Consider the following 19,657-nt stretch of genomic DNA (forward strand, 5'->3'; position numbering starts at 1 on the left):
TGTGGCGACCCCGGTGAATCCCGTCCGTGACAACGTTCTGATCGTGCACTGGCACGATCTGGGCCGTCATCTCGGGTGTTACGGCGCGTCCGGGGTGCGGAGTCCGAACCTGGACCGGCTCGCCGCGGAGGGTGTGCTGCTGACCGACGCGCACGCGGCGGCGCCGCTGTGCTCGCCGTCGCGTGGCGCCCTGTTCTCGGGCCGGTACCCGCACAGCAACGGACTGATCGGCCTCGCACACCACGGCTGGCAGTACCACGACGACGTCCGCACGCTGCCGTCCCTGTTGGCGGAGGCGGGCTGGTACACGGCTCTGTTCGGGATGCAGCACGAGACCGCGTATCCCAAGCGGCTCGGCTTCCACGAGTACGACGTGACGAACTCGTACTGCGAATACGTCACCGACCGTGCGTCGCGGTGGCTGGCGCGGTTCCCTCCGCAGCCGTTCCTGCTGACCGCGGGGTTCTTCGAGACCCACCGCCCGTACCCGGTCGACAGGTATGCGCCCGCCGACCCGGAGGGTTTCGACGTTCCGTCGTACCTGCCCGACCGGCCGCAGGTCCGTGAGGATCTCGCCGGATTCCACGGGTCGATCGAGGTGGCCGATGCGGCCGTCGGCCGGTTGCTGCAGACGCTGGACGACGAGGGGCTCGACGACAGCACGTGGGTCGTGTTCCTCACCGATCACGGCGAGGCGTTCCCCGGTGCGAAGTCGACACTGTATGCGCCGGGCACGGGAATTGCGGCGATCGTCCGCCCACCGCGGAGGCTGCGGGCGGCGCCCCGCGTCTACGACGACCTGTTCAGCGGGGTGGATCTGGTTCCCACCCTTCTCGATCTACTCGGCGTCCCTGTCCCCGCGGCCGTGGAGGGTGTCTCCCACGCCGGGCAACTGCTGGGCCGGTCCGAGTCGACGGCGCGCGACGTCCTGTTCACGGAGAAGACCTTCCACGACAGTTTCGATCCCATTCGCGCGGTGCGCACCAAGCAGTTCAGCTACATCGAGAACTACGCACCTCGGCCCAAGCTCGATCTGCCCCTCGACATCGAGAACAGCCTCTCCGGTGCTGCATTGGGCACCGAGCATCTCCGGCCGCGTCCGAGTCGGGAGCTCTACGACCTGGCCGCCGATCCCGACGAGCGAGACAACCTGGCCGACACCGAGGACTTCGCCGGGACACAGGCCGAGTTGGCGCTGCAACTCGCGACGTGGCGACGGGCGACCGGCGACTCGATCCCGAGCGAGGAGGAGGGAACCGCGTACGCCCGGAAGGCCATGGAGGAATATCTGGCCACTCTCGGCCGGGTGCCGGACGTGCGTTCGGCCTACAGTTCGGAGCGCGGAATCCTGGACGAGCCGAGGGGCGGCGTCGCGATGTAGCCGCCGGGTTGCCGGCGGATGATGACGGTTCCGTCCTCGCGACCTGCGCGGCAGTGGTGCACTGGAAGCGTGAGCGTCGACTGCCCGCGGTGCACCCCGCCGAAGCTGCTGCGCGAGATGGTGCACCGCCTCGGCCGCTCGGCGACTCTGTCCGGGTCCGGCGAGGCAGCGGTGACGGGGATCAGCCAGGACTCTCGTCTCGTCCGGGCCGGCGACGTGTACGCGGCGTTGCCGGGCCGGCACCGACACGGGATCGAGTTCGCGGTCGAGGCCGCGTCGCGTGGTGCTGTCGCGATGCTCAGCGACCGCGAGTCGGACGTCCTGCCGACGATCGTCGTCGACGATCCGCGGCTTCTCCTCGGTCCGTTGGCGGCGTGGGTCTACGGCAATCCGTCCGAGTCGCTCGACGTCTACGGCGTGACCGGGACGAACGGGAAGACCAGCACCGCGTATCTGCTGGACGCGGGACTGCGTGCCGCAGGTGTCGCCACCGGCATGATGACGGGGATCACCGTCCGGGGACCGAACGGGTCACGCACCGCGACCCGGACGACTCCCGAGGCGTGCGAACTCCAGCAGACACTCGCCGCGTTCGCCGAGCACCGGACCGGCGCCGTCGCGATGGAGGTGTCGAGTCACGGCCTCGCTCTGCACCGCATCGACGGAACGTCCTTCCGGGTGGGGGTGTTCACCAACCTCGCCCGCGACCATCTGGACTTTCACCCCGACATGGACGCGTATTTCGCGGCGAAGGCCAGATTGTTCGAACCGGGGCACTGCGCCGCGGCAGCCATCGGCATCGACGACGAGTTCGGACGCCGCCTCGCCGCCACGGTCACCGTGCCCCGTGTGACGTTCTCGTCGAGGTGCACGACGGCCGACGTCCACGCGTCCGCCGTGCACGCGGACGAGGGCGGCACGTCGTTCACGCTCCACGGTGCCGGGGCGCGGACACCGGTGCGGCTCCGGCTACTCGGAGTGCATCAGGTGGACAACGCGCTCGCGGCGCTCGCCGCCCTCGCGGCTCGCGGCGTGGACCTCGACGCGGCGGTCGCCGGGATCGAGAACCTCGACACCGTGCCCGGACGCCTGGAGGCGGTGCACGCGGGCCAGCCGTTCCTCGCATTCGTCGACTACATGCACAACACGGCCGGACAGCGACGCCTGTTTCCGTACCTCCGCTCGCTGACACGAGGCCGGGTCATCGCCGTCGTCGGGGCGACCGGTGAGCGCGACCCCGGTAAGCGGGTCCCGCTCGGCGCGACCGCAGCCCGTTTCGCCGACACGGTCATCGTCACCGACGAGAGTCCGTACTCCGACGACGCGCACAGCCTGCGCGAGGACGTGGCGCGGGGAGCACGCAGTGGTGGCGACGCCGAAGTGCTCGTCCTTCCCGACCGCGCCGAGGCGATCGTCGCCGCCGTCACCCTCGCCGCACCGGGCGACGTCGTGGTGGTCGCGGGCCGTGGGCACGACCGGGTTCAGGCGTACGGACCGCGCCGGCGTGTGTTCGACGACCGGCTCGCGCTCCACGAGGCACTCCGCCGGCTCGTCGCAGGTTAGGCCAGTAGCGTCTCGTGCCGGGCGAGTTCGGCGAGAATCCGCGCGACGAGGTCGTCGAGGTCGGCGCCGGTGGTGTCGAACGCGAGATCCGGGTTCTCGGGGGCCTCGTACGGCGCGTCGATCCCGGTGAGGCCGCGGAGTTCGCCTGCCCGCGCCTTGGCGTAGAGCCCCTTGGGGTCCCGCCGTTCGCACTCGTCGACCGGCGTGCTCACGTGGATCTCGAGAAACTGCAGTCCCGCGGCCTCGTTGAGCGCCCGCGCGATCGCGCGGTCCGAGCGCAGCGGCGACACCATCGACGCGATGGCGACCACCCCGGCGTCCGCGAACAACCGGGTGAGGTGCCCGACGCGGCGGATGTTCTCGGCTCGGTCGCCGGGGGAGAATCCGAGGTCGTCCGAGATGCCGTGCCGCACGTTGTCGCCGTCCAGCAGGTAGGCGGTCCGTCCGGCGTCGACGAGGGTCCGTTCGAGCGCGACCGCCACCGTGGACTTGCCGGACGCCGGCAGCCCGGTGAGCCAGATGGTGGCGCCGCGCTGCCCGGTCGCGGACCAGCGCCGATCCCGTTCCAGCGACGACGGGTGCCACTTGATGTCGTGCCGGGTCTGCTCGCCGGGCACGACTTCCCGGGCTTCGCTGACGGTGCCGGCGCCGACGGTGTCGTTGCTCTGCTCGTCGATGAGGATGAACGCGCCGGCATCGCGATTGGTGGCGTACGGGTCGGGGAGCACCACCGTGCTCGTCCGGAGCGTGATCCGGCCGATGTCGTTGAGGGCGAGTTCGCTGGGGGAGTCGTGTTCTTCGAGGGTTTCCGGGTCGAGCCGGGTGTGCAATTCCTGAACCGTCGCGCGCACGGTGCGGCTGGTGTGCTTGAGCGCCACCCGGTCGCCTGCCCGCAGCGGTGTCTCGCTCAGCCAGCACACGGTCGCGTCGATCTCGCGGGCCGGGGCGGGTGCGGTCGCGGCGGCGGCGCTCACGACGAGGTCGCCGCGGGCGACGTCGAGGTCGTCCGCGAGTTCGAACGACACCGACAGCGGGGCCACTGCCACGGACCGGTTCGGATCGAGGGTGTCGAGGGTGGTGACCGTGCTGCGGGAACCCGCAGGCAGGACCACCACCTCGTCGCCGACGGACAGGGTGCCGGCGGACAGCCGGCCGGTGTAGCGGCGTCGCCGGTCGTCCGTGGGACGCGCCACCCACTGGATCGGCAGTCGCAGTTCGGACGCGACCGCGGACGGCGCGGCGAGTTCCACCTCCTCGAGATACTCGAGGATCGTGGGCCCGTCGTACCAGGGTGTCGAATCCGACCGCGTGACGACGTTGTCGCCGCGGGTGGCGGACACCGGGATCACCGTGAGGTCGCGGCCGCCGAGGCGCTGCGCGAGCAGCCCGAGTTCGGATTCGACTTCCTTGAACCGGGTCTCGTCGAAGTCGACGAGATCGATCTTGTTGACCACGGCGACCAGGTGCGGCACGCCGAGAAGGTCGGCGATCCGCGCGTGGCGGCGGGTCTGCCGGAGCACCCCGGCGCGGGCGTCCACGAGCAGCACGGCCACGTGGGCGTTCGACGCACCGGTGAACATGTTGCGGGTGTACCGTTCGTGCCCCGGCGTGTCCGCGAGCACGAAACTGCGGGTGGCGGTGGAGAAGAACCGGTACGCCACATCGATCGTGATGCCCTGTTCGCGTTCGGCGCGCAGCCCGTCGGACAGGGCGGCGAGGTCCGCCTCGCCGTCGGTGTTCGTCACCGCCTCGAGATGGTCGGTGGGCAGGCTGCCGGTGTCGTGGAGGAGCCGTCCGATCAGGGTGCTCTTGCCGTCGTCGACGCTGCCCGCGGTGGCGAGCCGCAGCAACTGACGGGGCCGGCTGGTGGTGGTCATCAGAAGTACCCCTCGCGCTTGCGGTCTTCCATCGCGGCAACGGAAGTTCGGTCGTCGGCCCGGGTCTCGCCGCGCTCGGAGACCGTGGCCGCGGCGATCTCCTCGATCACGCCGGCGACGTCGTCGGCGTCGGAACGCACGGCACCGGTGATGGTCAGGTCCCCGACCGTGCGGTACCGCACCCGGAGCCGTTGCACCAGTTCGTCTTCGGTGGGCAGCGTGTACTCGGACAACCCCAGCAGGATGCCGTCGCGCTCGAACACCTGCCGCTCGTGGGCGAAGTAGATCGACGGCAGCGCCAGATTCTCGAGTTCGATGTAGCGCCAGATGTCGAGTTCGGTCCAATTACTCAGCGGGAACACGCGAACCTGCTCACCACGGCGGATCCGCCCGTTGTACAGCGACCACGGCTCGGGCCGCTGCGCACGCGGATCCCACTGCCCGAACTCGTCGCGGAAGCTGAGCACCCGCTCCTTCGCGCGGGCCCGTTCCTCGTCTCGGCGCGCACCGCCGAACGCGGCGTCGAAGCGATGCTCCTCCAGGGCGTCGAGCAGGGTGCGGGTCTGCAACCGGTTGCGGGACGTGCCCGGACCGCCCGATTCGGCGACCCGACCCTTGTCGATCGACTCCTGCACCGACGCGACGATCAGCCGGTGACCGTCCTCGGCGAGCCGCCGATCACGGAACTCGATCACCTCGGGGAAATTGTGGCCGGTGTCGACGTGCAGGACGGGAAACGGCAACGGGGACGGCCGGAACGCCTTCTCCGCCAGTCGCAGCAACACGATGGAGTCCTTGCCGGCCGAGAACAACAGCACCGGTCGCTCGAGTTCCGCGACCACCTCGCGGATGATGTGCACGGCCTCCGCCTCCAGCGCGCGGAGTTCGTCCACCCGTGCGGCGCCGACGGTGCTGTCACGCGGCGCCGCGGCGCCGACGGCGGTCACAGCGGGAGTCCGTTCACGGCGGCTTCGGACCGATACCGCAGGGCCCACTCCTTGGAGCGGCCGTCGCTCTGCCGCTTCAGCGGGGGCGGGGGAGCGAGATCGGCGTCGAGGCCGAGTTCGACGAGCACCTTCGCCGCCGTCGCCTGCGGCGCCGCCACGAGATCGTCGAAACCGATGTCGATGTGGTCGAGTCCCTCGACCTCGAACCAGTTGCGCCACTGCTCATCTTGATCGCGCAGAATGCGGACGAGGTGTGCGATGCCGCCCGCGTGGTACTCGGCGCCGTCGTGCGGGGCGGGCGGGGTGGCGTCGTCGCGCCACACCTGAGTTTGCACCGCCCGCCACATCGACACCGCCTGCGCGACGACGTCACGCCGGTAGACGTGGATGAAGGCGAGGTCGCGGCCCAGGAGGTCGTCGAGGGCGGACCGCAGGTCGTTGCCGGACCGGTCCGCAAGTCCGGCGGCGCGGTCGAGGACGAGCGGCACCTGGTTCCACATCAGTTTTCCGCCCCACACCCCGTTGGGGGTGCGACCGAGGCTGAGCAGTTGATCGCGCCACTGCTCCGCGCTGCGGGTGTCGGCGGTCCCCGGTTCGAGCGGGGCGAGCAGTGAGAGTACCGACTCGTCGGTGACGCCCTCGAACCACTGCCGCGGCTGCGGCGAACGACTGGTGGACGGCAGGTACTGGAAGAACTCCTCGGGGTTGCCGGCCACGGTCGTGGCGCGAAGGGATTCGACGAGCAGGGTGCTGCCGCTGCGCTGTGACGCACAGACGAGATATGAGCGTGGCTCCGACATGCCGGAAACTATAAACGCGAAATTCGGTGCCGAAATCGGGACGAAATCCAATTATCGTGATTGAAACACTTGGCATTTTCTGCTGCGTGTGAGTCGTCGATATCGGCGCTACGATGCTCGTAATTCGGCAGGTAGAGACAGTTTTCTGGCGAGTGAACTCGGTTCACTCCTCGCCCGGGGAATGGCGCCGCGTCGGGTGAATATGAATCAGGCTGATCGAAAGAGTGAAACGAACGCTGCCGTGTTCAGCCTTTTCGGCAGATGAGCACCGGGCACCGGGCGTGGTGGATGAGGCTCTGGCTCGTCGAGCCCACGATCGACGCGGTGAACGGATTTCGCCCGTGGCTGCCGACGGCGATCAGCTGCGCGCCGAACGAGTATTCGAGCAGCACCTTCATCGGCCCACCACGCTCGAGGCAGCGCGTGACCTCGACATCGGGGTACTTCTCGTGCCACCCGGCGAGGCTCTCGGCGAGCCAGGCCTCCTCGTGCTGGACCAGATCGGACCAATCGGTGAAGCGTCGTTCCTCCGAGTACCACGCACCGAGGGTGGAGTGCTCGGCCCACGTGTGCACCGCGACGAGGGGAGCGCCGAAGAACGCCGCGAACTCGAACGCGTGGGCCACCGCCATGTCGCTCAGTTCGCTGCCGTCCACACCCACCACGACGGGGCGGGTTTCGCTGACCTCGTGGCCCTGGATGCCGCGCCAGACGACGACCGGGCATTCGGCTCGATTCGACACGCGCACGACATCGGAACCGGCAACCACCGATTTCATCTCACTTGTGGCCGCGGGCCCGAGAACCAGCATCCGGGCTGTCTTGGACAGTTCCACCAACGCGTGTGCGGGCGGACCGGGGTGGGTACTGCGCTCCACCTCCAGGTCCTGCTGCCCGTCGAGGACGATGCGCTCGGCGGCGTCGAGGAACTCATCGCCCTCGGGATGACCGTCCTCGGAATTCGGATGCTTGGGTACCACGTGGACGAGGCGCAGCGGCTCCTCGAAGCGCTTCGCGGCGGATGCAGCCCACGCCGCCGCCTCCAGCGCGCCGTCCGATCCGTCGATGCCTGCCACGATGCCGCGTCGAATCCGTGCTGTGCTCATGGGGGTGCTCCTCACCTCCATTCCAGTTTGGTCCAGGTCGGCAGCGACGCGCCAGAGGTAAATCGGTCGGCAGCCGATCCCGCCGCGTTCTCGATGCGATCGACGTGGACCGCGGGATACTCGAGTGACCCGCGAGCGACGACAGCCAGAAGGAGCAGGCAACCATGAAGAAGCGGACGAGCGGCTCGGAAGTGGGAGGCGGAGGCGACTCTCCCTCGCAGTTGATAGATGCGCGCATCGAGGAGCTGGGTGACTGGCGGGGCGACACGCTCGGCCGGATCCGCGCCCTCGTCACGAAGGCCGACCCCGACGTCGTCGAGGAGTGGAAGTGGAGAGGGGTGCCGGTGTGGTCGCACGCCGGAATGATCTGCACCGGTGAGACGTACAAGAATGCGGTGAAGGTGACGTTCGCCAAGGGTGCGTCGCTGGACGACCCGTCCCGCCTCTTCAACTCCGGTCTCGAAGGCAACACCCGGCGTGCCATCGATCTCCACGAGGGCGACACGATCGACGAGAAGGCGTTCCAGGCGCTCGTCCACGCCGCCGTGGCCCTGAACACCTCCTAAAGTACGGGCCAAGGGTTTTCGGCCGCCGCGACCCGGTTCACCTGGGGTTTTCCCGTGTTTCGGTGGCACGGTGAACCGGAGGCGCGGGTGAACCGTGTGTACTGCTGGGAGGTGGTGACCGATGGCGGATGCCCAGACCGAGCTGATGCACGCCCTGTACGAAGAGCATGCCCCCGCAGTGTGGCGGTATGCCCTGCGGCTGACCGGCGACCGCGCCCGCGCCGAGGACATCGTGCAGGAGGTACTGCTGCGAGCCTGGAAGCATCCGAACGTGCTCGACCAGTCGGAGTCGTCGGCGCGGGCGTGGCTGTTCACGGTCGCCCGGAACCTCGTGTTCGACGAGCACCGCAGCGCACGCTCCCAGCGTGAGGTCGGGATGAGCTCCACACCCGAGCGCGCCGCCCCGGACAGCTCGGACGGCGCACTCGACGCCTGGATGATGGGTGATGCGCTGGCCCGGCTCAGCCCCGACCATCGTGCGGTCCTCGTTCTCGGTTACTACCGGGGAATGTCCACCCACCAGATCGCCGACGAACTCGGAATACCGGAGGGAACGGTGAAATCCCGCATGCATTACGGATTGCGGGCCCTTCGATTGGCTCTGCAGGAAATGGGGGTGACCCGATGACGTTCGACGACTTCGAGTCGCACGAGGATCCCTACGTCCGCTGGGACGCCGCTTACGTGCTCGGCGCGATGTCCCCGAGTGATCGGCGCGAGTACGAGGCGCACCTCGCCCATTGCGCGCGGTGCTCGCAGGCCGTGTCCGAATTGGCGGGCATGCCCGGGTTGCTGGCCCTGATCACACCGGAAGAGGCGTTCGGCACGCTGTCCGGGACCGATGCGTCCGAGGACGAGGAGCCGCCCGCACCGCGTGTACTGACCCAGTTGGTCGGCACGGTGCAGCGGCGCAGACGCTACCGGCGAGCGGCAACGGCCCTCGCCGCGGCGGCCGCCGTGGTCGCCGTCGCCGTCCCCGTCGGGGTGCTGGTCATGCAGGACCGGACCCCGTCCGCCCCGGTCACGGCCATGCCCGTCCCGAATCCCGCGAACACCACCGAGGCGGTGTTCACACCCGTGGTCCCGACGACGATCACGGCGAGCGCGTCCATCGCGTCGACGTCCTGGGGTACGGTCATCTTCGTCGAGTGCTCCTACGAGGACACGTGGCCCGGCGACGGTCGCTACGGCGCCGACACCGAGGGGTACGCGCTGACCGTCACCGATCGTTCCGGAGTCGTGACCACACTGGCCACCTGGACCGGTGAGGCAGGCAGGACGGTGCGGCCCACAGCCACCACCAGCCTGCCCGTCGACGCGATCGCGAGCATCGACGTCCGATCCGACGACGACCACCAGGTACTGCTGACCACGGCGTTGTGAGCGGGCCGCCAGGGAGTCGGGTCGGTTTTCGTACCCGCTGCACGCTTCACCGCCGTGTTTCGTTCGTCACGAACGTTTCCGGAAAAATGTTCTGCCACCGGTGAACCCGACCGGTCCGTGGTTCGTGTGTATATCCAGTGGGTGACCGTAGGTCGCCCCGTCCGATCCACGACACGGGGGTCTGCCGATGAATCTCACGGATCACGAGCCACGGAAAACCGGTCGGAACATGCGCGTCGCCGACTACATCGTCGCGGCGCTGGCCGCAGAGGGTATCGAGCACGTCTTCGGAGTGGGAGGCGCGAACATCGAGGATCTGTACGACGCGCTGCACCGCTCCCGCGACGTCGAGGGCGTCGTCGCCAAACACGAGTTCTCGGCGACGACGATGGCCGACGGGTATGCCAGGACGTCGAACCGGATCGGTGTGGTCGCCGCGACGTCGGGCGGGGGTGCGCTCAATGTGATCGCCGGTCTCGGTGAGGCATTCGCGTCCCGTGTGCCGATCCTGGCATTGGTCGGGCAACCGCCGACGACGCTGGAAGGGATGGGCGCATTCCAGGACACGAGTGGACTGGCGGGGTCGATCGATGCGTCCCGGTTGTTCGGTGAGGTATCCGTGTACTGCGCGCGCGTCGACTCGCCGCTCGACCTCGCACGCCAGCTCGCCGAGGCGCTCGCCGCCGCGCGCCGCGGCGGACCGGCGGTTCTCCTGCTGCCGAAGGACGTTCAGCAGGCGATCGGCGAGTTCCCGGAACCGCGCCGATCGGTCACGACCACACCCCGCACCACCACGACGGACCTCACGCGGCTCGCCGAAGCGCTGCGCGACGACTACGGACGCATCACCGTCATCGCCGGCGACGAGGTCGCGCGAGCCGGCGCGCGAACGGAACTCGCGGAACTCGCCCACGTGCTCGGTGCCCGGGTGGCCGTCACGCCCGACGCGAGGGACGTGCTCGATCCTGCGGCGCCCGGGCGGCTCGGGGTCACCGGCGCGATGGGGAATCCGGATGTCGTGGACGCACTGCAGGATTCCGACGTCTGCCTGCTCGTCGGCACGCGACTGCCGGTGATGGCACGGGGAGGTCTCGATGCGGTGCTCGAGAAGACGCTGGTGTACAGCGTCGGTTCGGCGACGCCGTATCTCCAGACCCATCACGTGTCGACGCGGGATCTGCGGGCGACACTGTGTGGGCTCGTCGCCGAGATCGGACCGGCGGCGACGCGTCCGCCCGTCGCGCAGTGCGATCCGACCCCGATCGACGTGCCGCCGTCCGGCACGTCGGGTCTGCGCTACACGGACGCGGTGAAGGCGCTCGCCGCGGTGATGCCCACGGGCGCCGATGTGTTCGCGGACGCAGGAAACACGGGTGCCGCTGTGGTGCATCACCTTCCGGTTACCGCCGGAGGCCGGTTCGTGGTGGCGCTCGGAATGGGCGGGATGGGCTACACGTTCGGCGCCGCGATCGGTTCCGCCTTCTCGCGCGGCCGCCGCACGTTCGTGATCGCCGGCGACGGTGCGTTCTACGCGCACGGGCTCGAGATCCACACGGCGGTCGAGTACGACGTGCCGGTCACGTTCGTCGTGTTCAACAACAACGCCCACGCGATGTGCCTGACCCGCGAGCAGGTGTACTTCGAGGGCACCTACACCTACAGCCGGTTTCGTCCCGCACACATCGCGGCGGGAGTCGGCGCACTGTTTCCCGGCTTGCCGTCCCACACGGTCGACACGCATGCCGGCCTGGCCGACTCGCTCCGGGCCACGGCCGACTCGGCGGGGCCCGCTGTCATCGAAGTCGCCTGCGACGCCGACGAGTTGCCGCCGTTCCTGCCGTTCCTGCCCGCACGACGCCCGACCGAGAGATCCGAATCCCGAGAAGGAGCCCGCCGATGACCGCTCGAGAGATCGCCCCGCTGCCCGACCTTCCCGCCGACCTGCCCGGCCTCGTCCGCATCGAGACCTCCGACCGTCAGGCGACGACACCGATCATCATGGACATGCTGAGGTCCGTGTATCCGCACGACCAGGTGTTCGGAAAGTACTGCACTGTCAACGAATACATCGACTGCCCGCCGGACGAGGTGTTCCGGTACCTCTCCGACACGCGCAGCCTCGAGGAATGGACGTACAGCCTCCGGGGATTCACCCCGGCCGGTGAACCCGGGCTGTGGCTCGCGTACGACCGCCTGGGCGACACGACCGAGATCTACACGCGCACCGTGGCACACCCGGCCGCGATGACCGTCGACTATCACTGTGCCTGGGACCAGGGCAAACACCTGTGGATGGTGTATCTGATGCGCGTGGTGGACGCGCGCACGGTCCTGGACGTCGACGGATCGGTCGTGCTGTGGACCAATTGCCACCATCCGTTCTACGACGACAATCCCTACCCCGAGACCGCTCCCGCGGACCGGGTTCCGTGGGTGGGCGACTTCTGGGACATGTTCGCCGCCGGACACCAACTCGAGATGAGCAATCTCAAGGCGATCTGCGAATACCGGTGGGCGAACGACCTGCCCGTGACCCCGACCTGGATGAGTGAGTGAGACATGGACACCGTCAGCCTGATCGACATTGCCGGCTACCTGCCCGAGAACCGGGTGGGAGCAGACTATTTCGCCCAATTCGCCGCGTCCGATCGGCTCGCCGAGAACATCATGTTCCGGGCGCCGAAATTCCGCCACCACATCGCGAGCGACGAGAACGCCGTCGACATGGCGGAACGTGCGATCGCCCCACTGGTCGAGCGGAACGGCGCCGAACTCGTGTCCAACGTGGACATTCTCATCACCCACACCCAGCTGCCCGACGTCCCCATCCTGGGCACCGGCGGGGAACTCGCGCGCCGGATGGGAATCACCCCGGACTGGGTGGTGGACCTGCACAACGGCGGCTGCGCGTCGTTCGTGTACATGATCAAACTGGCACGTCAGATCATGCAGACCGGTGACGCGTCGACCGCCCTGATCGTGTCGGTGCAGAACAGTGCGGGCCAGATCTTCACGCAATCGGACGTGCGCGCGCTGGCACAGTCGGCGGTGCCCGGTGACGGCGCGGGCGCGTGCCTGCTCGTGAAGTCGGAGGCCGCGCCGGTGCTCGGGCTCGAATGCCGGACCTACCCCGAGTTCGCCGGGGACATGACGGCCGCCGTCGATCCGCCTCGCAAGTACTGGGAGGCGGGAACCGGCCAACTGCACATCGGGTTCACCGAATCGAGGATCGCGAAGGTCTTCGCCCGCGGGAACCGGCTCGTCCCCGAAGTGGCACTCGCGGTGTGCAAGCAGATCGGCATCACCACCGACGAGATCGACACCCTGGTCACCAACCAGCCCAACCGGCTGTTTCTCCGCAACTGGCGGGACGCACTCGAGCTCCCGGCGGAACGACACCCCGACACGTTCGACGAATGCGGGAACCTGTTCGGCGCCGCGATCCCCGTCACCCTCGACCTCGAGAACCGGGCAGGCCGCATCCCCAACGGCTCGCTGGTGATGATGTCCGCGTTCGCCCATGCCGGCGACTTCGCCGGGGCCGGGGCGATCCGATGGGGCGCCGCCCCGGCGGGGGTGTGAGATGACCACCCCGACCCTCGCGGGACCCGGTGTGAGATTCGATCTCGCGCTGAGCGAGAACCCGTTCGCCCCGTTGCCCTCCGTGCTCGACGCGCTCGACGGTGTGATGCGCCGGGCACATCGGTATCCGGAGTTCCTGCCCGACCGGCTGATCGAGGTCATTGCGGATCACGAAGGGCTCGACGCCGATCAGGTGGTGGTGGGCGCCGGTGCGACCGGCGTCGCACTGCAGATCATGCGCTCCGTCGCCGGGCCGGGGCAGCGGATCGTGTTCACCGCCCCGACGTTCGACGGGTACCCGATCATGGCGCGCATCGCGGCACTCGACGCGGTGCCGATCCCGATTCTCCCGGACGGCGGGCAGGATCTGGCCGCGATGGCGGCCGCGATCGACGACCGCACCCGGCTCGTCGTCGTCTGCCGCCCGCACAATCCCACCGGAACCCTCGTCGGCACCGCCGAGCTGGCGGAATTCCTCCGGCGTGTGCCGGAACGGGTGGTCGTCGTCCTCGACGAGGCCTACGTGGAGTTCGTCGACCGCCGACTGGCCCTGGACGTGCATCGCATCATCGCCGAACATCCGAACGTCGTGTTCCTGCGAACGTTCTCCAAGGCGTACGGTCTGGCCGGGTTGCGTATCGGATTCGGCTTCGCGAATGCGGCTCTGGCGCGGACGATTCGAACGCTGCAACTGCCGTTCGGGATGGGCGGCGCCGCCGTTCCCGCGGTCACGGCGTCGTACGCCGCCGAGGGCCAGCTGCGTGCCCGGGTGGCCGCCATCGTCGCCGAACGTGACGAACTGTGGCGCTCGGTGAGGGCGGCGGGAATTCCGGTCCCGCGCAGTCACGCCAACTTCCTGTACATCCCCGGAGAGGCGGTCGGTGACGCATTGGCCCGCGCCGGCATCCACGCGCGCACCTACCCCAATGGTGACGCCCGGATAGCGGTCGGGAACCCGGACGCCGGGCGTGCGGTGATCGATGCGCTCAGGCCGACAGTGCCCGGTACCGCTGCAGCTCGGTGTGGGTCTGCGAGTACCGGTCGAGCATGACGTCGAGGAGCCGGGGGTGCGGTCCGATGGTGGCCGCGTAGGTGAGGCCGGGTCCGCACGATTCCGCCGAACGGCTCAACCGGTCCGTGAGCAGTCCCGGAGCCAGGAACCACGGTGCGATCACGATGCGCTCGGCCCCGGCCTGCCGCAGCGTCGAGATCGCCTGCTGCACTGTCGGTTCCGCCGACGTCGCGAAACACGTCACCGCTCCCGACCAACGGGTGCCCGCGACGACCGATCCGGCCAGCTCGCGGGTTCGGTCGTTCGCGGCCGGGTCGGAGGAGCCGACCGCGGCGAGGACGACCCCGAGACCGGACTCGCCGGCGGAACCGCCGGCCTCGCCGATACGGTCACGGACGGCCTCGACCAGCCGCGCATCGTGACCGAGTACGTCGGCCTGCCGGACGTGCAGGTGGGGGTGGCGGAGGCGGGCGGCGTCGAGGAGTGCCGGAAGGTCGACGCGTGCGTGGAACGCGCTGCCCAGCAGCATCGGAACCACGACGGCGGAGGAATGCCCCTCGGCGGCGACCGCGTCGATCACCTGGTCCACGGACGGTGCGTTGAGGTCCAGGAAACACAGGCGGACGTCGAGGTCCGGCTGCTTCGCCCGGAGCGCCGACACGGCAGCCGCCACCACCCGCGCACTGCGGGGGTCGCGACTGCCGTGGGCGACAGCGATCAGCGGGGTCATCGCACTAGACGCGCTCGCCGAGCTCCACCGCTGCGATGGCATCTCCGACGAGGCCGGCCGCGAGCGTGTTGCCGCCGGCCGGATCGATCAGCAGGAAGCTGCCGGTGTGGCGGTTCACGGTGTAGTCGTCCGCGACGATCGGCTCGGCGACACGCACCGAGATCTTGCCGATCTCGTTGAGTTCCAACGACTCCGGGCTGGGCTCCGAGGTGAGCTCCTGCTCGTTGAAGCGCTCGACGAGCGTGCCGACGATGGCCTGCGTGGTGCGGGTGCCGTGCTTGAGCAGCAGGCGCGCGCCGGGACGCAGCGGCTTCTCGGCCAGCCAGCAGACCGTCGCGTCGAATTCGCCGAGCGGCTCCGGGGCGTCGGCGGGGGAGGCGATGACGTCGCCGCGGGAGACGTCGACGTCGTCGGCCAGCACGAGAGTGACGCTGCGGCCGGCGTGGGCGCTGTCGAGTTCGCCGTCCGCGGTGTCGATGCGGGTGACCGTGGTGCGGACACCCGACGGCAGGATCACGACCTCGTCACCCGGGGTCACCTCACCCGCGGCGACCTGTCCGGCGTACCCGCGGTAGTCCGGGAACTCCGCCGTTCGCGGACGGATCACGTACTGGACGGGGAAGCGGAGACCGACCCGGTGGGGTTCGGCGTCGACGGGCACCGACTCGAGGTGCTCGATGAGCGTGGGGCCGTCGTAGTACGGGGTGTTCTCCGAACGCACCGCGACGTTGTCGCCGTGCAGGGCCGACACCGGGATCTCGACGACGTCCTCGGACGCCCAGCCGAGCGAACTGGTCAGCGAGTTGAACTCCGCCGAAATGTTCGCGAACACGGTCGCCGGATCCTCGACGAGGTCGATCTTGTTGACGGCCAGCACCAGCTTGGGGACGCCGAGCAGCGCGAGAACGGCGGCGTGCTTGCGCGTCTGGGAAATGACACCCTTGCGGGCATCGACCAGCAGGATCACCATCTGCGCGGTGGACGCGCCCGACACCGTGTTCCGGGTGTACTGCACGTGCCCGGGAGTGTCGGCGAGGACGAAGGAGCGGCGGGGGGTCGCGAAGTACCGGTACGCCACGTCGATCGTGATGCCCTGTTCACGTTCCGCGCGCAGGCCGTCGACCAGCAGCGACAGGTCGGGGGTGGACAGCCCCTTGTCGACCGATGCCCGGGTGACGGCGTCGATCTGGTCGGCGAGAACCGATTTCGTGTCGTACAGCAGACGGCCGACGAGGGTCGACTTGCCGTCGTCCACACTGCCGGCGGTGGCAAGCCGAAGCAACTGCGTGCTTCGCGGGCTACGCACGTGGAGGTCGCTCATGATCAGAAATAGCCCTCTCGCTTGCGGTCTTCCATGGCCGCTTCGGAAACTCGGTCGTCGCCGCGGGTTGCGCCGCGCTCGGTCAGCCGGGACGCTGCGACCTCGGCGAGAATCGCCTCGTTGTCGCCGGCCTCGGAAAGAACTGCGCCCGTGGTGGACCCGTCGCCGACGGTGCGGTACCGCACCGACAGCGTCTGCAGGTCCTCACCCTCGGACGGTCCGCCCCACACGCCGGGCGTCATCCACATGCCGTCGCGCTGGTACACCTCGCGCTGGTGCGCGTAGTAGATGCTGGCCAGTTCGACGTTGTCACGGGCGATGTACCGCCAGATGTCGAGTTCGGTAAAGTTGCTGAGCGGGAAGACGCGGACCTGCTCACCGGGGGAGTGCTTGCCGTTGTACAGGTTCCACAGTTCGGGGCGCTGCTTCTTCGGGTCCCACTGGCCGAAACTGTTGCGCAGCGAGAAGATGCGCTCCTTGGCCCGGGCCCGCTCCTCGTCGCGTCGAGCGCCACCGAAGACGGCGTCGAAACGGTTCTCGGCGATGGCGTCGAGCAGCGGAACGGTCTGGAGGGGGTTGCGGATCCCGTCGGGGCGCTCGGTGAGCCGGCCGTCGGCCAGGTAGTCCTCGACCTTCGCCACGTGCAGGCGCAGGTTGTACGTGGACACGACGTGATCGCGGAAGTCGAGGACTTCCTGAAGGTTGTGTCCGGTGTCGACGTGCAGCAGCGCGAACGGCAGCGGTGCGGGCCAGAACGCCTTGATCGCCAGGTGCAGCAGCACCGTGGAGTCCTTGCCGCCGGAGAACAGGATCACCGGGCGTTCGAATTCGCCCGCGACCTCGCGGAAGATGTGGATGGCTTCCGACTCGAGCGCGTCGAGCGTGTCGAACTGCGCCCCGTCCAACTGCGGCCGGAGGGCGGATTCGGCGAGGGAAGTGGAGATGTCGATGGTCATGAGGCGTGCAACCCGCATTCTGTCTTGGCCTGACCGGCCCAGCGGCCGCTGCGCGGATCGCTGCCGGGGGCTGGCTTGCTGGTGCACGGAGCGCACCCGATGGACGGATAGCCTTCGTCGACGAGCGGATTCACCAGAATCGAGTGCTCGTCGATGTAGGACTGCATGTCTTCGTCGGACCACGCGGCGATCGGATTGATCTTCACCAGACCGAACGCGTCGTCGAACGAGATCAGGGGGGCGTTGGCGCGGGTGGGCGCCTCGACTCGCCGGATACCGGTGACCCACGCCTTGTAGCCGGACAGGGTCTTCTTCAGCGGGGCGACCTTCCGCAGTGCGCAGCACCGGTTGGGTTCGCGGGCGAACAGATCCTTGCCCTCCGCCGCGTCCTGCTCGGCGACGCTCGCCTCGGCCCGCGCGTTGATCACGTTGACGCCGTACACCTGCTCGACGGCGTCGCGGGTGCCGATGGTTTCCGCGAAGTGGTAGCCGGTGTCGAGGAACAGCACGTCCACGCCGGGATGGACTTGGGCGGCGAGGTGCACCAGAACGCCGTCCTGCATGTTCGAGGCGACGATGTAGTCGCTTCCGAATGTCTCTTCCGTCCACCGCAGCAGTTCGTGCGCGGAGGCACCCTCGAGGCTTGCCGCGCCCTGCGCGGCAAGGAGCCGAAGGTCGTCCTGGGTGGCTGTGGCGAGATTCAACGCAAGTCTCCTTCGTCTGCGCGGACGACCCATTCCGCGAAGCGTTCACCCTCGTTGCGGTGCTTCACGAAGTGGCGGACGACGCGATCGATGTAGTCACCGAGTTCGAGGCTGGTGACCTTGTGCTGGCGGAGCTTCCGGCCGAAGGCCGAATCGAATCCGAGGCTGCCACCGAGGTGGACCTGGAAGCCCTCCACCTGGTTGCCCTCGCCGTCGTCGACGAGCATCCCCTTGAACCCGATGTCGGCGATCTGCGAGCGGGCGCAGGAGTTCGGGCAGCCGTTGATGTTGATCGTGATCGGCACGTCGAGCTGCGCGTTGATGTCGGCGAGCCGCTGCTCGAGTTCGGGGACGAGAACCTGCGAGCGCTTCCGCGTCTCCGCGAACGACAGCTTGCAGAACTCGATGCCCGAGCACGCCATCAGGTTCTTGCGCCAGTGCGACGGACGCGCGGGCAGGCCCACCTCGTCCAGGTCGGCGATCAGCTGTTCGAGCTTGTCGTCGGCGACGTCGAGAATGATCAGCTTCTGGTACGGCGTGAAGCGGATCTTGTCGCTTCCGGCGCGCTCCGCGGCGTCCGCGACCTTGGCCAGGATCGTGCCCGACACGCGGCCCGCGATGGGGGCGACGCCGACGGCATTGAGACCGTTGCGGGTCTTCTGCACACCGACGTGGTCGATCGGGCGGGTGGGCTTCTCCGGCGCGGGGCCGTCGATGAGCTTGCGCTTCAGGTACTCGGTTTCGAGGACCTCGCGGAACCTCTCGATGCCCCAGTCCTTGATCAGGAACTTCAGGCGGGCCTTGTTCCGCAGCCGGCGGTAGCCGTAGTCGCGGAAGATCGACACGACGGCCTCCCACACGTCGGGAACCTCGTCGAGCGGCACCCAGACACCGACCCGCTGCGCCATCATCGGGTTGGTGGACAGTCCGCCGCCGACCCACAGGTCGAGGCCGGGACCGTGTTCGGGGTGGTTGACCCCGATGAACGCGACATCGTTGATCTCGTGCACCACGTCCTGCTGACCGGAGATCGCGGTCTTGAACTTGCGCGGCAGGTTCGAGTACTCGGGCTTGCCGATGTAGCGGCGGACGATCTCGTCGATCGCGGGAGTCGGGTCGAGGACCTCGGTCAGCGACTCGCCTGCCAGCGGTGAACCCAGGACGACGCGGGGGCAGTCACCGCACGCCTCGGTGGTCTTGAGGCCGACACCTTCGAGGCGCTTCCAGATCTCCGGGACGTTCTCGACCTCGATCCAGTGGTACTGGACGTTCTCGCGGTCGGAGAGGTCGGCGGTGTCGCGCGCGAACTCGGTGGAGATCCCGGCGATGGTGCGGAGCTGCTCGACGTTCAGGGCGCCGGCGTCGCAGCGGACCCGCATCATGAAGTACTTGGCCTCGAGCAGGTCGATGTTCTCGTCACCGGTGAACGTGCCGTCGTAACCCTGCTCGCGCTGGGTGTAGAGACCCCACCAGCGCATACGGCCACGCAGGTCGCCCTTGTCGATGCTGTCGAAACCCTGCTTCGAGTAGATGTTCTCGATGCGGGCCCGGACGTTGAGCGGGTTGTCGTCCTTCTTGGCCTGCTCGTTGGCATTGAGGGGCTCGCGGTAACCGAGGGCCCACTGGCCTTCGGCACGTCGCCGGGCCGGCTTCGCCGTGCGCGTACGCGCGGGTGCTGCGTCGACGGCAGCGGGGGAGGCGTCGGTGGTCGACGTCATGGAGCACTCCT

Annotated in this window: 18 protein-coding genes; 9 read left to right on the forward strand and 9 right to left on the reverse strand. The window is 68.6% G+C overall.

Annotated features, from left to right (window positions below; translation table 11 throughout):
* Position 1 precedes the first annotated feature (1 nt).
* Together DTA22_RS11190 and DTA22_RS11195 are read left to right on the forward strand one after the other, a co-directional pair.
* Complete coding sequence (locus DTA22_RS11190; protein ID WP_112299461.1) at positions 2–1,381, forward strand: sulfatase family protein; 1,380 nt, start codon at positions 2–4, stop codon at positions 1,379–1,381.
* A gap of 69 nt (positions 1,382–1,450) precedes the next feature.
* A complete protein-coding gene (locus tag DTA22_RS11195) occupies positions 1,451–2,944 on the forward strand; it encodes a UDP-N-acetylmuramoyl-L-alanyl-D-glutamate--2,6-diaminopimelate ligase (RefSeq protein WP_112299462.1) in 1,494 nt (497 codons plus the stop codon).
* On the opposite strand, the gene cysC is transcribed toward DTA22_RS11195, so the two are convergent.
* The 4 genes from cysC to DTA22_RS11215 all read right to left on the reverse strand — a co-directional run bounded on the left by cysC (position 2,941) and on the right by DTA22_RS11215 (position 7,674).
* Entirely contained in the window at positions 2,941–4,821 is a 1,881-nt protein-coding gene (gene cysC / locus DTA22_RS11200) for an adenylyl-sulfate kinase (RefSeq protein WP_112299463.1), read from the reverse strand. The two genes, DTA22_RS11195 and cysC, sit on opposite strands and share 4 nt — an antisense overlap.
* The gene (gene cysD / locus DTA22_RS11205; protein ID WP_037226407.1) at positions 4,821–5,768 is read right to left on the reverse strand and encodes a sulfate adenylyltransferase subunit CysD; all 948 of its coding nucleotides are present in this window, start codon (positions 5,766–5,768) and stop codon (positions 4,821–4,823) included. Before cysD (DTA22_RS11205) ends, cysC begins: the two co-directional genes overlap by 1 nt.
* Positions 5,765–6,568 (reverse strand): trehalose 2-sulfotransferase, encoded by an 804-nt coding sequence (gene stf0, locus DTA22_RS11210; protein ID WP_037226410.1) that lies wholly within the window; start codon positions 6,566–6,568, stop codon positions 5,765–5,767. The genes cysD (DTA22_RS11205) and stf0 overlap by 4 nt, the downstream gene beginning before the upstream one ends.
* A gap of 245 nt (positions 6,569–6,813) precedes the next feature.
* Positions 6,814–7,674, reverse strand: coding sequence for a universal stress protein (locus tag DTA22_RS11215; protein WP_112299464.1), 861 nt, complete (start codon positions 7,672–7,674; stop codon positions 6,814–6,816).
* Positions 7,675–7,838: 164 nt separating this feature from the next.
* Here DTA22_RS11215 and DTA22_RS11220 point away from each other — a divergent pair, with 164 nt between their 5' ends.
* The 7 genes from DTA22_RS11220 (at position 7,839) to DTA22_RS11250 (ending at position 14,256) form a co-directional block, all read left to right on the forward strand.
* Complete coding sequence (locus DTA22_RS11220) at positions 7,839–8,240, forward strand: DUF1801 domain-containing protein (RefSeq protein ID WP_112299465.1); 402 nt, start codon at positions 7,839–7,841, stop codon at positions 8,238–8,240.
* A gap of 121 nt (positions 8,241–8,361) precedes the next feature.
* Positions 8,362–8,868: a sigma-70 family RNA polymerase sigma factor gene (locus DTA22_RS11225; protein WP_037226414.1), complete on the forward strand. Its 507-nt coding sequence runs from the start codon at positions 8,362–8,364 to the stop codon at positions 8,866–8,868.
* Positions 8,865–9,623: an anti-sigma factor family protein gene (locus tag DTA22_RS11230; protein ID WP_112299466.1), complete on the forward strand. Its 759-nt coding sequence runs from the start codon at positions 8,865–8,867 to the stop codon at positions 9,621–9,623. Before DTA22_RS11225 ends, DTA22_RS11230 begins: the two co-directional genes overlap by 4 nt.
* A 187-nt stretch (positions 9,624–9,810) precedes the next feature.
* Positions 9,811–11,523, forward strand: coding sequence for a thiamine pyrophosphate-binding protein (locus DTA22_RS11235; RefSeq protein WP_112299467.1), 1,713 nt, complete (start codon positions 9,811–9,813; stop codon positions 11,521–11,523).
* A complete protein-coding gene (locus DTA22_RS11240; protein WP_112299468.1) occupies positions 11,520–12,179 on the forward strand; it encodes an SRPBCC family protein in 660 nt (219 codons plus the stop codon). The genes DTA22_RS11235 and DTA22_RS11240 overlap by 4 nt, the downstream gene beginning before the upstream one ends.
* A gap of 3 nt (positions 12,180–12,182) precedes the next feature.
* Positions 12,183–13,205, forward strand: coding sequence for a 3-oxoacyl-ACP synthase III family protein (locus DTA22_RS11245; protein WP_112299469.1), 1,023 nt, complete (start codon positions 12,183–12,185; stop codon positions 13,203–13,205).
* A 1-nt stretch (position 13,206) separates the two neighbouring features.
* Complete coding sequence (locus DTA22_RS11250; RefSeq protein WP_112299470.1) at positions 13,207–14,256, forward strand: aminotransferase class I/II-fold pyridoxal phosphate-dependent enzyme; 1,050 nt, start codon at positions 13,207–13,209, stop codon at positions 14,254–14,256.
* Here the strand turns inward: DTA22_RS11250 and DTA22_RS11255 are convergent.
* The 5 genes from DTA22_RS11255 to DTA22_RS11275 are packed head-to-tail and all read right to left on the reverse strand — an operon-like array spanning position 14,192 to position 19,646.
* Positions 14,192–14,947, reverse strand: coding sequence for a sirohydrochlorin chelatase (locus DTA22_RS11255; protein WP_112299471.1), 756 nt, complete (start codon positions 14,945–14,947; stop codon positions 14,192–14,194). The two genes, DTA22_RS11250 and DTA22_RS11255, sit on opposite strands and share 65 nt — an antisense overlap.
* 4 nt (positions 14,948–14,951) lie before the next feature.
* Positions 14,952–16,268: a sulfate adenylyltransferase subunit 1 gene (locus tag DTA22_RS11260; RefSeq protein WP_007299491.1), complete on the reverse strand. Its 1,317-nt coding sequence runs from the start codon at positions 16,266–16,268 to the stop codon at positions 14,952–14,954.
* Positions 16,269–16,270: 2 nt separating this feature from the next.
* The gene (gene cysD / locus DTA22_RS11265; RefSeq protein WP_112299472.1) at positions 16,271–17,224 is read right to left on the reverse strand and encodes a sulfate adenylyltransferase subunit CysD; all 954 of its coding nucleotides are present in this window, start codon (positions 17,222–17,224) and stop codon (positions 16,271–16,273) included.
* Positions 17,221–17,961 carry a phosphoadenylyl-sulfate reductase gene (locus tag DTA22_RS11270; protein WP_052032826.1) on the reverse strand — a complete coding sequence of 247 codons (741 nt, stop codon included), beginning with the start codon at positions 17,959–17,961 and terminating at the stop codon, positions 17,221–17,223. The genes cysD (DTA22_RS11265) and DTA22_RS11270 overlap by 4 nt, the downstream gene beginning before the upstream one ends.
* The gene (locus DTA22_RS11275; protein WP_037226452.1) at positions 17,925–19,646 is read right to left on the reverse strand and encodes a nitrite/sulfite reductase; all 1,722 of its coding nucleotides are present in this window, start codon (positions 19,644–19,646) and stop codon (positions 17,925–17,927) included. The genes DTA22_RS11270 and DTA22_RS11275 overlap by 37 nt, the downstream gene beginning before the upstream one ends.
* Between the last annotated feature and the right edge of the window lie 11 nt (positions 19,647–19,657).

This window comes from Rhodococcus wratislaviensis, assembly GCF_900455735.1.
In the GTDB taxonomy this organism is placed as follows: Bacteria; Actinomycetota; Actinomycetes; order Mycobacteriales; family Mycobacteriaceae; genus Rhodococcus_F; species Rhodococcus_F wratislaviensis.

What these genes read in the sequence shown, in the direction of transcription:
- cysC (WP_112299463.1), bottom strand. Translation starts at nt 4,821, where the DNA reads ATGACCACCACCAGCCGGCCCCGTCAGTTGCTGCGGCTCGCCACCGCG.
- stf0 (WP_037226410.1), bottom strand. Translation starts at nt 6,568, where the DNA reads ATGTCGGAGCCACGCTCATATCTCGTCTGTGCGTCACAGCGCAGCGGC.
- DTA22_RS11215 (WP_112299464.1), bottom strand. Translation starts at nt 7,674, where the DNA reads ATGAGCACAGCACGGATTCGACGCGGCATCGTGGCAGGCATCGACGGA.
- DTA22_RS11220 (WP_112299465.1), top strand. Translation starts at nt 7,839, where the DNA reads ATGAAGAAGCGGACGAGCGGCTCGGAAGTGGGAGGCGGAGGCGACTCT.
- DTA22_RS11225 (WP_037226414.1), top strand. Translation starts at nt 8,362, where the DNA reads ATGGCGGATGCCCAGACCGAGCTGATGCACGCCCTGTACGAAGAGCAT.
- DTA22_RS11230 (WP_112299466.1), top strand. Translation starts at nt 8,865, where the DNA reads ATGACGTTCGACGACTTCGAGTCGCACGAGGATCCCTACGTCCGCTGG.
- DTA22_RS11235 (WP_112299467.1), top strand. Translation starts at nt 9,811, where the DNA reads ATGAATCTCACGGATCACGAGCCACGGAAAACCGGTCGGAACATGCGC.
- DTA22_RS11240 (WP_112299468.1), top strand. Translation starts at nt 11,520, where the DNA reads ATGACCGCTCGAGAGATCGCCCCGCTGCCCGACCTTCCCGCCGACCTG.
- DTA22_RS11245 (WP_112299469.1), top strand. Translation starts at nt 12,183, where the DNA reads ATGGACACCGTCAGCCTGATCGACATTGCCGGCTACCTGCCCGAGAAC.
- DTA22_RS11250 (WP_112299470.1), top strand. Translation starts at nt 13,207, where the DNA reads ATGACCACCCCGACCCTCGCGGGACCCGGTGTGAGATTCGATCTCGCG.
- DTA22_RS11255 (WP_112299471.1), bottom strand. Translation starts at nt 14,947, where the DNA reads ATGACCCCGCTGATCGCTGTCGCCCACGGCAGTCGCGACCCCCGCAGT.
- DTA22_RS11260 (WP_007299491.1), bottom strand. Translation starts at nt 16,268, where the DNA reads ATGAGCGACCTCCACGTGCGTAGCCCGCGAAGCACGCAGTTGCTTCGG.
- cysD (WP_112299472.1), bottom strand. Translation starts at nt 17,224, where the DNA reads ATGACCATCGACATCTCCACTTCCCTCGCCGAATCCGCCCTCCGGCCG.
- DTA22_RS11270 (WP_052032826.1), bottom strand. Translation starts at nt 17,961, where the DNA reads ATGGGTCGTCCGCGCAGACGAAGGAGACTTGCGTTGAATCTCGCCACA.
- DTA22_RS11275 (WP_037226452.1), bottom strand. Translation starts at nt 19,646, where the DNA reads ATGACGTCGACCACCGACGCCTCCCCCGCTGCCGTCGACGCAGCACCC.